Source organism: Pseudomonas sp. CGJS7, from assembly GCF_036961695.1.
Window position 1 is genome coordinate 1 of sequence record NZ_JBAMDI010000202.1, and the last position, 13,541, is coordinate 13,541.

Sequence of the window (13,541 nt, forward strand, 5' to 3'; positions counted from 1 at the left end):
ACCCGATTACAGCTCGACGCAGTCGAACTTCACATCGGTGGCCACGTCTTCGTCGTAGTTGACGTCAGCGCGCTCGAAGCCGAACAGGTTGAGGAACTGCTTCTTGTAACCGGCATAGTCGGTCAGCTCGAACAGGTTCTCGGTGGTCACCTGTGGCCACAGGGCCTTGCAGGCGTTCTGCACGTCGTCACGCAGTTCCCAGTCGTCCAGGCGCAGGCGCCCCTTCTCGTCGACCTCTGCCGGCGCACCGTCGGTACGGTACATACGGTCGCGGTACATGCGGTCGAGCTGGTCCTGGGTGCCTTCGTGAACACCTTTCTCCTGCATGATCTTGAAGACCATCGACAGGTACAGTGGCATCACCGGGATGGCCGAGCTGGCCTGGGTAACCACCGACTTGAGCACCGCCACATTGGCGCCGCCTTTCACTTCACCGGCCAGCTTCTGGTTCAGACGCAGGGCGGTTTCGTCCAGGTCCTGCTTGGCCTGGCCCAGAGCACCGTGCCAGTAGATCGGCCAGGTGATATCGCTGCCAATATAGCTGAAGGCCACGGTGCGAGCGCCTTCGGCCAGTACATTGGCGCCAGCCAGCGCATCGATCCACAGCTGCCAGTCCTGGCCACCCATGACGGTGACGGTGTCGGCAATTTCCTGCTCGGTGGCCGGCTCGATGCTGGCCTCGATGATGGTGTCCTTGTTGGTGTCGATGGCGGTCGACTTGTATGGCTGGCCGATCGGCTTGAGTGCCGAGCGAATGACTTCACCGGTCTGCGGCAGCTTGCGCACGGGCGAAGCCAGCGAGTAGATGACCAGGTCGACCTTGCCACCCATTTCGTTCTTGATCAGCTCGATGACCTTGGCGCGGGCTTCGTCGGAGAAGGCGTCACCGTTGATCGACTTGCTGTACAGGCCCTCGGCCTTGGCGAACTTGTCGAAGGCGGCAGCGTTGTACCAGCCAGCAGTGCCGGCCTTGGTCTCGGTGCCTGGTTTTTCGAAGAACACGCCCAGGGTGTCGGCCTTGAAGCCGAAGGCCGCCGTGATGCGGGCAGCCAGGCCGTAGCCGCTGGAAGCACCGATGACCAGGACCTTCTTCGGGCCATCCTCGCGTACGCCCAGCTTGCGGGTGGCTTCGATCTGGTCACGGACGTTGAGCTCGCAGCCCTTCGGGTGAGTCGTGGTGCAGATGAAACCGCGAACCTTAGGATGAATGATGGCCAATGTCTGTACCTCGTCAGGTTTATGCCAGGAAAGCGCCGCTTGGGGCGATTCCGATTGATCAGAGGGTGAGACTACCCCCGCAGGTTATCCGACACATATTACGGGGTGATCAGAGGGATGCAAAACCAGAGTTCGTCTGTGCAGGAGGGTCATGGCTGCAGGAAATCCAGATTGGCTGGTGAGAACGCCAGCCACCCATTGATTTGCTTTTCACATCAATCAGAAAGAAAAACAAACTTAACAAATAAGCCAATCCCGCCGATGCTGGCGGCACTACGCCCATTGCACGGAGAACAACAACATGAACGACGTGGTGATCGTCGCCGCAACCCGTACCGCCATCGGCAGCTTCCAGGGCGCCTTGGCCACTGTGCCTGCGGTTGACCTCGGCGCCGCCGTGATCAAGCAACTGCTGAAACAAACCGGGCTGGACCCGGCGCAGGTCGACGAAGTCATCCTCGGCCAAGTGCTCACTGCCGGTGCCGGACAGAACCCGGCACGCCAGGCAGCGATCAAGGCTGGCCTACCCTTCAGCGTACCGGCCCTGACCTTGAACAAGGTCTGCGGCTCGGGCCTCAAGGCCCTGCACCTGGCCGCCCAGGCGATCCGCTGTGGCGATGCCGAGGTGGTGATTGCCGGTGGCCAGGAGAACATGAGCCTAGCCCCCTACGTGATGCCCTCGGCCCGCACCGGCCAACGCATGGGCCATGGCCAACTGATCGACAGCATGATCACGGACGGCCTGTGGGATGCCTTCAATGACTACCACATGGGCATCACTGCCGAAAACCTGGTGGACAAGTACGGCCTCAGCCGTGAGCAGCAGGATGCCTTTGCTGCCGAATCGCAGCGCAAGGCAGTGGCAGCGATCGAGGCCGGCCGTTTCGACGCTGAAATCACCCCCATCGTGCTGCCGCAGAAGAAGGGAGAGCCCAAGGTTTTTGCCCGTGACGAGCAACCACGCACGGACACCACCGCCGAGTCCCTGGCCAAACTGCGTCCGGCCTTCAAGAAGGACGGCAGCGTCACCGCAGGCAATGCCTCCAGCCTGAACGACGGCGCCGCCGCCGTGCTTTTGATGAGCGCAGCGAAGGCCGAGGCTTTGGGCTTGCAGGTACTGGCGAAGATCGCCGCCTACGCCAGTGCCGGGGTAGACCCCGCGATCATGGGCATTGGTCCGGTTTCGGCGACCCAGCGTTGCCTGGACAAGGCCGGTTGGCAACTGGCCGAACTGGACCTGATCGAAGCCAACGAAGCCTTTGCCGCCCAGGCGCTGGCCGTGGGCAATGCGCTGGCATGGGATGCCGCGCGGGTTAACGTCAATGGAGGGGCGATTGCCCTGGGCCACCCGATTGGTGCTTCCGGGTGCAGGGTGCTGGTGACCCTGTTGCACGAGATGATCAAACGGGATGCCAAGAAAGGCCTGGCGACCTTGTGCATTGGTGGTGGACAAGGGGTGGCGCTGGCCATCGAGCGCTGATTGATTCAAGCAGGCCCGGCCTCTTCGCGGGTAAACCCGCTCCTACACTGATCGGTGGCGGACACACATCGGTGATCGGGCGCAGGCCGCGTGTAGGAGCGGGTTCACCCGCGAAAGGGCCGGGCCTGCTAGCCAATTTCCACCCGCCGTTCACCGTTGCAGCTGCCACCGTATTCGCGGGTAAACCCGCTCCTACCACTGATCGGTGGCGGACACACATCGGTGATCGGGCGCAGGCCGCGTGTAGGAGCGGGTTCACCCGCGAAAGGGCCGGGCCTGCTGGCCAATTTCCACCAGCCGTTCACCGTTGCAGCTGCCACCGTATTCGCGGGTAAACCCGCTCCTACCACTGATCGGTGGTGGACACACATCGGTGATTGCGCGCAGGCCGTCGTAGGAGCGGGTTCACCCGCGAAGAGGCCGGCACAGGCAGCATCTGATCAAGCCGCGGCTCGGTCCTGCTCCAGCGACGCGGCCAGCACCGCCACTTCCTGGCACTTCTGCACGGCCAGTTCCACTGGAATCTCCAGCAACGAACAAGCCGGCGCCAACCACAGCCGCTCACCCAGGCGTTCATGGGCTTCGTGCAGCAGCCCCAGGGTCTTGCCCAAATCACAAGGCGAGGCGTTGCGACCGTCGACCAGGCCCAGCGACAGTACCTTGTAGGCCGGCAGGCGATCGAGAATGGTCTGGTACTGCTCGGGCGCCTGAACCAGATCGACGTGCAGGCCATCGACCGGCAGGTTGGCGGCCAGGCCGAGGTTGCCTTCCAGGCCGCCGAAGTACGTGGCGATCAGCTTCTTCAACGGTGCGCGTTGAAGGATGTTGTAGACACGTTCATAGGCGTTTTTCCAGTCCTGGGGCAGCGCCTGAGCGAGGATGGGTTCATCGATCTGCACCCATTCAACGCCCAGCGCGGCCAGGCGGTTGAGGAGCTGGTCATACACGGGCAACAGGCGGTCAAGCAGCTCCAGCTTGTCGAAGTCACCGCCCAGGGTCTGGCCCTGCCACAGATAGGTCAAGGGGCCGATCACCACCGGCTTGACTGCAAGGCCCAGGGCCTTGGCGTGCTCCACTTCTTCGAACAGTGGTTCCCAGTTCAGAACGAACGGCTGATCGCCTGCGCTAAGCACGTGGCTGTCCCAGGCGAAGTCACCGACCGGCACCAGCTCGATGCCGGCGTCTTTCTGCACCTGCCAATGGCGAGCACGCAGCTCGCGGTCACGGCCGATGTGTGGAAAGCCCAGGTTATGTGCCAGTGCCATGTCTTGTCCCTTCAGCATGCTTGAATGAATGAGGGGATTCTCCGGCTGGCGGGGTATTGAGACAAACTCATTAAATTTGAGATGAACCCAAGAAATCTTCATGATCATGCTGTCATGATCTTCACGCCCCCATGTCTCATTCAGATCACCACCTTGCGCATCCGGACATGACCCAGCTCGCCTTCTGCCGCACAATGCCACCCTGACCACACCAGGTGCCCGGCCAATATGAGCCTGCTGAAAACCGCCCTGCGCGAACAGAACTTCGTCTGCGTAATGGAGTTCGTCCCCAAGCCTTCCGCAGAACGCTTTGCCGCCATGGAAGCGATCATGGCCCGTACGCACCTGTGCGGCTGGCCCATGACCGTGGCCATCGGTGATCGTGTCGGCAGCCCGCTGGACATGTCACCGCTGGACGCCCTCGCCTCGTTCAGCAACCCGGTGCCCGCCCTGCCGCATTTTTCAGGCAAGGATCGCGAACGCCACCACCTGCTCGCCCAACTGCAGCGCATGGACGCCGCCGGCCTCGACCAGCTGTTACTGCTGACTGGCGACCGCCTGCCCGGCCATGAACCAGGCCAGCGCCCGGTGCGTTATCTGGAATCGGTCGCCGCCCTGCAGGTTGCCCGCCAGGCCTGCCCGCACTGGCTGCTGGGCGCGGCGCTGAACCCGTTCAAGTACCACGAGGAAGAAGGCGGCGCCCAGTACTTCAAGGCCGAGAAAAAGCTGGCAGCGGGGGCTGACTTCCTCACCTTGCAGCTGGGCTTCGATGCCGCCAAGCATCAGGAAGCCATACACTGGATGCGCCGTCAGGCCTCACCCAAGCCCATGCTGGCCTGCCTCATGAGCCTCACCCACGGGCGCGCGGCGATGCTCGACCACGTGGCCGGCGTCACTGTCACGCCATCCATGCGCGACATGCTCGAAGCGGAGACGGCGCAGTCCAAGGCCTTTGCCCAGGCGCGCAGTGTTGACCGCCTGGCCTTGCAGATTATCGGTACAAAGCTGATGGGCTACGCCGGTGTGCACCTGTCAGGGGTTCACACGCTCGAACAGCTGCTGGCCCTGGAGACCCGTATCGAGTACTGGCAAACCCAGGTTCAGTCCCTGGAGCAATGGGCACCGGCCTGGCACGCCAGCTGGCAGATGCCTGGCCTGCCGGCGGTGACCTTCCATCCGCCACAGGCTGGCTGGCGCCTGGACGAGTCACGGGTCGATGCCTCATTCAAGGAAAAAGCCCGCTATCATCTGATGCATGGCATGCACGCACTGCTGTTCAGCCGGCGCAACAGCCTGAGCAAGGCCTTCGGCTGGGCGGTGCGCCAGCCTCTGTGGGGTACACGCGTCGGCGCACACGTGCTGCACACGCTGGAGCGCAGTGTGAAGCGCCCGCTGGTGGGTTGCGACACCTGCGGCCGTTGCCGCCTGGAAGACACCTTGTATATCTGCCCGGAAACCTGCCCTAAAGGCCTGGCCAATGGCCCTTGCGGCGGAACCGCCCTGAACCGCTGCGAGTTCGGCGACCGCGAGTGCATCCACAGCGTCAAGTACCGCACCGCCAAAGCAGTGCGGCAAACCGCTGTGCTGACCGAACGCCTGATCCCGTGCATCGAGGTCGAAACCCGCCACCGCAGCTCATGGCCGCAGTGGTTCGCAGGGCAGGCGCCGCAGCGGCTCAGCCCGCAGCCATTGCCTCGAAGCCAGCCCGAATCGTAGCCTCGGGCAGTTCATCGGCAATGAACACCATCACGCTCTCGCGCGCTTCGCCTGCAGCCCACTCGGCGTCCCAGTCGAAGCCATAAAGCTTGAGCACGCCCTGAAACACCAGCTTGCGCTCCTCGCCGGCAATGTTCAGCACGCCCTTGTAGCGCAGCAGCTGTTTGCCGTGGGTTTCCAGCAGCTCGTTCATGAAGCTGCTGAGGCGGTCGATATCCAGCGGGGCTTCGGTACGCAGCACCATCGTGGAGATACGGTCCGGGGTGGCAGGCTTGAGCACCGGTCGCAACATCGGTTTCAGGTTCACCCCAAGGTCAGGGTTGAGGTTGAAACCTCGCACATCCAGTAACTCAGCCAGGTCGATGCAGCCGTGTTCGACCACACGGATCGCAGCCCTGCTATTGATGCGGGCCAGGCGTTCGCGCAGGGCTTCAACAGCAGCCGGCTCGACCAGGTCGGTCTTGCTCAGCAGCAGACGGTCGGCAAAGCCGACCTGGGCCTGAGCGATGGTCTGGGTCAGGTGCAGTTCGGCATGCGCGGCATCGACGAGGGTGATGATGCCGTCGAGGATGTAGCGCTCACGCAGCTCTTCGTCGATGAAGAACGTTTGCGCGACCGGCGCCGGGTCGGCCAGGCCGGTGCATTCGATCACCAGGCGATCGAAGGCGATTTCCCCCGCATCCAGGCGTTCAAGCAGCAGGTAAAGAGCGCGAGTCAGGTCGCCATGGATGCTGCAGCATACACACCCGTTGGCCAAGGTCATGACCTGCACCGGCTGGTCCCCCAGCAGTTGGCTGTCGATGCCGGCCTCGCTGAATTCGTTTTCGATCACGGCGAGCTTCAGGCCATGCTCGGCCTTGAGCATGTGCTTGAGCAAGGTGGTCTTGCCGGCACCGAGGAAGCCTGTAAGGACGGTTACGGGAATGGGCGTCTGCACGCAAAATACTCCTGAATCTGAAAATGACTGTGGGAGCCGGTTACCCAGGCTCCCACAGGTTTACACGTACCGCAGGCTCAACAGCACTTGGGCCCGGACTTGCCACCGTAACGTGCTTCCTGACGTTCGCGGAAGAACGCCTCGTAGCTCATCACCGGCTTGTCCGGATGCGTTTTCTGCATGTGTTCGACATAGTTGTCGTAGTCGGGCATGCCGACCATCAGGCGGGCTGCCTGCCCCAGGTATTTGCCCAGTCGACCCAAGTCGTTGAACATGATTGCAGTCCTCTCGATTACGCGTCAGGCAACGCCTGGAACGGGGTTTCCTTGTCGCTGCGTTCTTTGCGGCCCAAGGCGGCGTAGCCGACCTTGATGGCGAAGAACAGGATGCTGAAGACCACCAGCAGGAACAAGATCGTCAGGCCCGCGTTGGTGTAGGCGTTGAAGATCACGTGCTGCATCTGCCCGATGTCCTTGGCCGGGGCCAGTACCTGGCCGGCGTCCAGCGCAGTGCTGTACTTCTTGGCCAAGGCCAGGAAGCCGACAGCCGGGTTGGGGTCGAACAGCTTGATCAGGCCTGCAGCCGTGGTGCAGATCAGCAGCCATACGGCCGGCAGCAGGGTGACCCAGATGTAGCGCTGACGCTTCATCTTGATCAGCACCACAGTACCGAGCATCAAGGCGATACCGGCCAGCATCTGGTTGGAGATACCAAACAGCGGCCACAGGGTGTTGATGCCACCCAGTGGGTCGATGACGCCCTGGTACAGCAGATAGCCCCAGAGTGCCACGCAGCCAGCGGTGGCGAGCAGGTTGGCCCCCCACGATTCGGTGCGTTTGAGTGCAGGCACGAAGCTGCCCAGCAGGTCCTGCAGCATGAAGCGCCCGGCACGGGTACCAGCGTCTACCGCCGTGAGGATGAACAGCGCCTCGAACAGGATCGCGAAGTGGTACCAGAAGGCCATGGTGTTTTCACCTGGCAACACCTGGTGCAGGATCTGCGCGATACCGACCGCCAGGGTTGGCGCACCGCCGGCACGGGCCAGGATGGTGTGCTCGCCGATGTCACGGGCAACGGCTTCGAGCTGCTCGGGTGTAATCAGGAAGCCCCAACTGCTGACGGTCTGCGCCACCGACGCGACATCGGTACCTACCACTGCAGCCGGGCTGTTCATGGCGAAGTACACGCCCGGTTCGATCACCGAGGCCGCAACCATGGCCATGATGGCAACGAACGATTCCATCAGCATGCCGCCGTAGCCGATATAGCGGGCGTTGGTTTCGTTATCCAGCAGCTTGGGAGTGGTCCCCGAGGAAATCAGCGCGTGGAAGCCGGACACCGCACCACAGGCAATGGTGATGAACAGGAACGGGAACAGGGTCCCCTTCCACACCGGGCCGGTGCCGTCGGTGAACTGGGTCAGCGCCGGCATTTTCAGCTCAGGTGCGATGATCAGGATACCGATGGCCAGGCCAAGGATCGTGCCGATCTTGAGGAAGGTCGACAGGTAGTCACGCGGTGCCAGCACCAGCCACACTGGCAGCACGGCGGCGACAAAACCGTAGCCCACCAGCATCCAGGTGATCTGCACGCCGGTGAACGTGAACGCCGGGCCCCACACCGGGTCCGCAGCGATCACGCCGCCCAGCCAGATCGAGGCCAGCAGCAGTACCACACCAACGACCGAGATTTCGCCAATACGGCCCGGACGGATGTAGCGCATGTAGATGCCCATGAACATCGCGATCGGGATGGTCGCCATCACCGTGAACATGCCCCATGGGCTTTCGGCCAGGGCCTTGACCACGATCAACGCCAGCACCGCGAGGATGATGATCATGATCAGGAAACAGCCGAACAGGGCAATGGTGCCCGGGATTCTGCCCATTTCCTCGCGCACCATATCGCCCAGCGAGCGCCCATTGCGGCGGGTAGACAGGAACAGGACCATGAAGTCCTGCACCGCACCGGCCAGCACCACGCCGGCGATCAGCCAGAGCGTGCCGGGCAGGTAGCCCATTTGCGCGGCGAGTACCGGCCCGACCAAGGGGCCTGCGCCGGCGATGGCAGCGAAGTGGTGACCGAAAAGAATGTGTTTGTTGGTCGGGACGTAGTCCAGGCCGTCGTTGTTGAGCACCGCCGGGGTGGCACGGCGGGGGTCGAGTTGCATCACCTTGGTGGCGATGAACAGGCTGTAGTAACGATAGGCGACCAGGTAGATGGCCACTGCCGCGACCACGATCCACAAGGCGTTGATCGCCTCGCCGCGACGCAGGGCAACCACACCCAGTGCGCAGGCGCCTATGACTGCCAGCGCCAGCCACGGAATATGGCGTAGCAGGCTATTATTGTTGTTCATGGTTAGCTTCCAGCTGGTGGATTGGAAAGACCGCCCACCGAGTCTAGGGCCAGTCAAGCGGCATTGCCACACTTGCTTCGTTCTAGAGCCTCTGCGGCCAGATTGCAGTACCTGATGCACATGCAACTCTAACTATAGTCAGGATGACACCTGATGACCTATTCGAGGATCCATGCCATGAGCGATCATGACGAACGCCGCCGCTTTCAACGCATCGACTTCGATGCCCCCACCGAGCTGCGCCAGGGGCTGAAACGCTGGCCTGCAAAACTGCTGGACCTTTCACTCAAAGGCTTGCTGATCGAACGCCCGGCAGACTGGGATGCCGACCTGACCCAGGACTTCGACGCCATCATCGACCTGGACAACGAGGTCCGTGTGCAGATGCAGGTCGAACTGCGCCACGAAGAACCGGACCGCCTGGGCTTCATTTGCCTGTACATCGACGTCGATTCGATGACCCATTTGCACCGTCTTGTGGAATTGAACGTGGCTGACAGCACCGAAATGATGCGTGAGCTGCGCGAACTCATCGAATAATAAAATCTCTTAGCTAGCTAATAGCCTTCCCGCCTGGTGTTTCTTGTCTACCCAGACAGCTTTAAGCCTGGGTAGCGATGCTTTGTACACACCCTTCTAATACAGCTTCTGCCAAGTTGGTACGCCTTCTGCATTGGGTTTTAGCACACCCTGCAGCCAGACCTGTTCGCGCTCCGATCAAAATATTGTATACAATTCTTGTGGCAATCATTTGTAGGAAGTGTCTACAGTAGCGGCACAACAATAAACAGAGAGCCTGCTCCATGACTACGTCCCCTAGCACGTCTCCCGCCAAGCGACCCGAGGATGAAAACCTCGGCCTTGGTGCCAACCTGGCCTATGGTCTGCAGCATGTGCTGACCATGTATGGTGGGATCGTCGCAGTACCCCTGATCCTGGGGCAGGCCGCGGGCCTGAATGGTGCCGAAATCGGCATGCTGATCGCCGCCTCGCTGTTCGCCGGTGGCCTTGCTACCCTGCTGCAGACCCTTGGCCTGCCGTTCTTCGGTTGCCAGTTGCCACTGGTGCAAGGCGTGTCGTTCGCCGGTGTGGCGACCATGGGTGCGATCCTGAGCAGCGAGGGGGGCGGTGGCCTGCCTGGGGTGCTCGGCGCGGTCATGGCTGCGTCGCTGATCGGCTTTCTGATCACACCGGTGTTCTCGCGCATCACCAAGTTCTTCCCGCCGCTGGTGACCGGTATCGTCATCACCACCATCGGCCTGACCCTGATGCCGGTTGCCGCACGCTGGGTAATGGGTGGCAACAGCGCCTCGCCGGAGTTCGGCAGCGTGGCCAACATCGGCCTGGCCGGGCTGACCTTCGCCATCGTGCTGCTGCTGAGCAAGCTTGGCAGCGCCACCATCTCACGCCTGTCGATCCTGCTGGCCATGGTGGTCGGCACGCTGATCGCCTGGGCATTGGGCATGACCGATTTCAGCAAGGTCAGCGAAGGCCCGATGTTCGCCTTCCCCACGCCTTTCCACTTTGGCATGCCGGAGTTCCACATCGCCGCGATCCTGTCGATGTGTATCGTGATCATGGTCACCCTGGTGGAAACGTCGGCCGATATCCTCGCCGTGGGTGAGATCATCGACACCAAGGTGGACTCCAAGCGCCTGGGCAACGGCCTGCGCGCCGACATGGCCTCGAGCATCCTGGCGCCGATTTTCGGTTCGTTCACCCAAAGCGCGTTCGCCCAGAACGTCGGCCTGGTGGCCGTGACCGGGGTCAAGAGCCGCTACGTGGTGGCTACCGGCGGCGTGATTCTGGTGGTACTCGGCCTGCTGCCAGTCATGGGCCGGGTGATTGCCGCCGTGCCTACCCCGGTACTGGGCGGCGCCGGTATCGTGCTGTTCGGCACCGTGGCGGCCAGCGGTATCCGCACCCTGTCCAAGGTCAGCTACAAGAACAACGTCAACCTGATCATCGTCGCGGCCTCGCTGGGCTTCGGCATGATCCCGATTGCCGCGCCGACCTTCTACCACCACTTCCCGAACTGGTTCGAGACCATCTTCCACTCCGGCATCAGCTCGGCGGCGATCATGGCCATCCTGCTGAACCTGATCTTCAACCATTTCACCACCGGCAACTCCGAAAACCAGTCAGTGTTCGCTGCAGCCTACGAGCGCACCATCCAGTATTCGGACATTTCCGCGCTGCGTGATGGGGACTACTTCAAAGATGGCAAGCTGTTCGATGCCGAGGGTAACGAAGTGCCGATGCTGGAACTGGACGAGCACGGCAATGAAACGGTCAGGCGCACGGCCGTTGCCGAGCACTGACGGGTTGCAGGAGCGAGCTTGCTCGCTCCTGCACGCTATTCGAACAATGCATCCAGCGCCTGTTCCAGCCGGGTAACGGCAATCACCTGCAACCCCGCAGGCGCTTCTTTCGGCGCATTGCCCTTGGGCACGATGGCACGCTTGAAGCCGTGCTTGGCCGCTTCCTTCAAGCGCTCCTGGCCACTGGGCACCGGCCGTACCTCGCCCGACAAGCCGATCTCGCCAAACACCAGCAAACCATGGGCCAGTGGCCGGTTGCGCAAGCTGGACATCACCGCCGCCAGCAGCGCCAGGTCCGAAGCCGTTTCCAGCACCTTCACCCCGCCGACCACGTTGAGAAACACATCCTGGTCATGGGTCGGGATACCGCCATGGCGGTGGAGTACCGCCAACAACATGGCCAGACGGTTCTGGTCCAGGCCCAAGGTCACCCGCCGCGGGTTGGCCAGATGGCTATCGTCGACCAGCGCCTGCACCTCGACCAGCATTGGCCGGGTACCCTCCCAGGTTGCCATCACCACGCTACCCGGCACCTCTTCCTGAGTACGGTTGAGGAAGATCGCCGACGGGTTGGATACCTCTTTGAGGCCACGATCGGTCATGCCGAACACGCCCAGTTCGTTGACCGCGCCAAAACGGTTCTTGACCGCCCGCAGCAAGCGCAGGCGGCCATCGGACTCACCCTCGAAATACAGCACCGTGTCGACCATGTGCTCCAGCACCCTTGGGCCAGCCAGCGAGCCTTCCTTGGTCACGTGGCCGACCAGGAAGATTGCCGTACCGCTTTGCTTGGCATAGCGCACCAGCAACGCTGTGCTTTCGCGCACCTGGGCCACGCCGCCCGGGGCCGATTGCAACTGCTCGGTGAAAATGGTCTGGATCGAGTCGATCACCATTACCCGCGGCTTCTCGACCCGCGCCGTGGCAATGATCGTCTCGATGCAGGTTTCGGTCATCACCTTGAGCTGGTCCTGGGGTAGGCCCAGCCGCCGCGAGCGCATGGCCACCTGCTGCTGCGACTCCTCCCCCGTGACATACAGGGCCGGCATGCCCACGGCAATGTTGCACAAGGTCTGTAGCAAAATGGTCGACTTGCCGATGCCGGGGTCACCGCCGATCAGCACCACCGAGCCATCCACCAGGCCGCCACCCAGCACGCGGTCCAGTTCGGTGCTGCTGGTCGTGAAACGCGGGATTTCCTCGACACTGACTTCGGCCAGGGTCTTGATCTGCGCCTGCTGCCCTGTCCAGCCAGCGCGGCCGCTACTGGGTGCAGCAGCGCCGCCGCTTTCGATCATGGTTTCGACCAGGGTGTTCCAGGCCCCGCATTCGCCGCACTGGCCGGCCCATTTGGGGAAGGTCGCGCCGCATTCGGTGCAGCCATACAAGCGCTTGGCCTTGGCCATGGGTGAGGTCTCCTGGAAAAATTCGCCATGATAGCTGAGCAGGACGTGTCTCGAACGCCTCGGGATGCGACAAAACTATTCGTTCTAACTGCAGTCAGTAGCCCTGAACACAACGCATGAAGCGTTTAAGTGGCTTACACTGCCTTAACCTTACCTTTTGTTACAAGGAACCAAACATGGGCATGCTCAACGAGTTCAAGGCTTTCGCAGTCAAAGGCAATGTCGTCGACATGGCGGTCGGTATCATCATCGGCGCGGCCTTCGGCAAGATCGTCTCGTCCTTCGTCGGCGACGTGATCATGCCGCCACTGGGCCTGCTGATCGGTGGCGTGGACTTCAGCGATCTGGCCATTACCCTGAAGGCTGCCGAAGGTGACGTGCCAGCGGTGATGCTGGCGTATGGCAAGTTCATCCAGACCGTGATCGACTTCCTGATCGTGGCCTTTGCCATCTTCATGGGCGTGAAGGCGATCAACAAGCTCAAACGTGAAGAAGCCGTGGCGCCGACTACGCCGCCTGTGCCTTCGGCTGAAGAGACGCTGCTGACCGAGATTCGCGATTTGCTCAAGACGCAGAACCAGAACCGCTTGCCTTGAAATAGCCGGGGGCGCTGGGGGGGGCGGGCATGCTCGCGAAGAAACCAATGCGGTGGATGGCACCGGCTCTGCCGGTGTTCGCGGGTGAACCCGCTCCTACACGGCGGCCTGTGTCCAACCTCCAATGCGTGTCCACCATCGGAGCGGGTTTACCCGCGAATACGGTGGCGGCGGCAACGGTGAACGGCGGGTGGAGATTGGCCAGCAGGGCCGGCCTCTTCGCGGGTAAACCCGCTCCTACAC

The 13,541-nt window shown here is 62.0% G+C and carries 11 protein-coding genes; 5 read left to right on the forward strand and 6 right to left on the reverse strand.

Translation table 11 applies throughout. From position 1 onward, the window contains the following. Positions 1 to 6 precede the first annotated feature (6 nt). Positions 7 to 1,218 carry an enoyl-ACP reductase FabV gene (gene fabV / locus V7787_RS50085; protein WP_003251642.1) on the reverse strand — a complete coding sequence of 404 codons (1,212 nt, stop codon included), beginning with the start codon at positions 1,216 to 1,218 and terminating at the stop codon, positions 7 to 9. A gap of 301 nt (positions 1,219 to 1,519) precedes the next feature. On the opposite strand from fabV, the gene V7787_RS50090 reads away from it, so the two are divergent. After that, entirely contained in the window at positions 1,520 to 2,698 is a 1,179-nt protein-coding gene (locus V7787_RS50090; protein WP_104887059.1) for an acetyl-CoA C-acetyltransferase, read from the forward strand. 440 nt (positions 2,699 to 3,138) lie between these two features. Here the strand turns inward: V7787_RS50090 and V7787_RS50095 are convergent, their stop codons facing one another. Further along, a complete protein-coding gene (locus tag V7787_RS50095; RefSeq protein WP_336095013.1) occupies positions 3,139 to 3,963 on the reverse strand; it encodes a 5-methyltetrahydropteroyltriglutamate--homocysteine methyltransferase in 825 nt (274 codons plus the stop codon). A 228-nt stretch (positions 3,964 to 4,191) separates the two neighbouring features. On the opposite strand from V7787_RS50095, the gene V7787_RS50100 reads away from it, so the two are divergent. After that, positions 4,192 to 5,679 carry a methylenetetrahydrofolate reductase C-terminal domain-containing protein gene (locus V7787_RS50100; protein ID WP_104887057.1) on the forward strand — a complete coding sequence of 496 codons (1,488 nt, stop codon included), beginning with the start codon at positions 4,192 to 4,194 and terminating at the stop codon, positions 5,677 to 5,679. Here the strand turns inward: V7787_RS50100 and yjiA are convergent. The 3 genes from yjiA to V7787_RS50115 form a co-directional block, all read right to left on the reverse strand. Further along, the gene (gene yjiA / locus V7787_RS50105) at positions 5,639 to 6,616 is read right to left on the reverse strand and encodes a GTPase (RefSeq protein WP_064491637.1); all 978 of its coding nucleotides are present in this window, start codon (positions 6,614 to 6,616) and stop codon (positions 5,639 to 5,641) included. The two genes, V7787_RS50100 and yjiA, sit on opposite strands and share 41 nt — an antisense overlap. A 77-nt stretch (positions 6,617 to 6,693) precedes the next feature. Continuing rightward, positions 6,694 to 6,891: a YbdD/YjiX family protein gene (locus V7787_RS50110; RefSeq protein WP_003251633.1), complete on the reverse strand. Its 198-nt coding sequence runs from the start codon at positions 6,889 to 6,891 to the stop codon at positions 6,694 to 6,696. Between the two features lie 17 nt (positions 6,892 to 6,908). Continuing rightward, the gene (locus V7787_RS50115; protein ID WP_004577217.1) at positions 6,909 to 8,975 is read right to left on the reverse strand and encodes a carbon starvation CstA family protein; all 2,067 of its coding nucleotides are present in this window, start codon (positions 8,973 to 8,975) and stop codon (positions 6,909 to 6,911) included. Positions 8,976 to 9,152: 177 nt separating this feature from the next. Between V7787_RS50115 and V7787_RS50120 the strand changes: the two genes are divergently transcribed. Beyond that, the gene (locus tag V7787_RS50120; RefSeq protein ID WP_029615590.1) at positions 9,153 to 9,515 is read left to right on the forward strand and encodes a PilZ domain-containing protein; all 363 of its coding nucleotides are present in this window, start codon (positions 9,153 to 9,155) and stop codon (positions 9,513 to 9,515) included. Positions 9,516 to 9,778: 263 nt separating this feature from the next. After that, on the forward strand, positions 9,779 to 11,296 hold the full coding sequence (locus tag V7787_RS50125; protein WP_012053706.1) for a nucleobase:cation symporter-2 family protein: 1,518 nt from the start codon (positions 9,779 to 9,781) through the stop codon (positions 11,294 to 11,296). A 35-nt stretch (positions 11,297 to 11,331) separates the two neighbouring features. On the opposite strand, the gene radA is transcribed toward V7787_RS50125, so the two are convergent. Next, positions 11,332 to 12,702, reverse strand: a complete 1,371-nt coding sequence (gene radA, locus V7787_RS50130) for a DNA repair protein RadA (protein ID WP_003251626.1) — start codon at positions 12,700 to 12,702, stop codon at positions 11,332 to 11,334. A gap of 176 nt (positions 12,703 to 12,878) precedes the next feature. On the opposite strand from radA, the gene mscL reads away from it, so the two are divergent. Further along, positions 12,879 to 13,298, forward strand: a complete 420-nt coding sequence (mscL, locus tag V7787_RS50135; protein WP_020193520.1) for a large-conductance mechanosensitive channel protein MscL — start codon at positions 12,879 to 12,881, stop codon at positions 13,296 to 13,298. Positions 13,299 to 13,541: the final 243 nt, after the last annotated feature.

Bases quoted from the DNA above. Each gene is read 5' to 3' on its own strand.
- V7787_RS50090 (WP_104887059.1), top strand. From the start codon at position 1,520: ATGAACGACGTGGTGATCGTCGCCGCAACCCGTACCGCCATCGGCAGC.
- V7787_RS50095 (WP_336095013.1), bottom strand. From the start codon at position 3,963: ATGGCACTGGCACATAACCTGGGCTTTCCACACATCGGCCGTGACCGC.
- V7787_RS50100 (WP_104887057.1), top strand. From the start codon at position 4,192: ATGAGCCTGCTGAAAACCGCCCTGCGCGAACAGAACTTCGTCTGCGTA.
- V7787_RS50110 (WP_003251633.1), bottom strand. From the start codon at position 6,891: ATGTTCAACGACTTGGGTCGACTGGGCAAATACCTGGGGCAGGCAGCC.
- V7787_RS50115 (WP_004577217.1), bottom strand. From the start codon at position 8,975: ATGAACAACAATAATAGCCTGCTACGCCATATTCCGTGGCTGGCGCTG.
- V7787_RS50120 (WP_029615590.1), top strand. From the start codon at position 9,153: ATGAGCGATCATGACGAACGCCGCCGCTTTCAACGCATCGACTTCGAT.
- V7787_RS50125 (WP_012053706.1), top strand. From the start codon at position 9,779: ATGACTACGTCCCCTAGCACGTCTCCCGCCAAGCGACCCGAGGATGAA.
- radA (WP_003251626.1), bottom strand. From the start codon at position 12,702: ATGGCCAAGGCCAAGCGCTTGTATGGCTGCACCGAATGCGGCGCGACC.
- mscL (WP_020193520.1), top strand. From the start codon at position 12,879: ATGGGCATGCTCAACGAGTTCAAGGCTTTCGCAGTCAAAGGCAATGTC.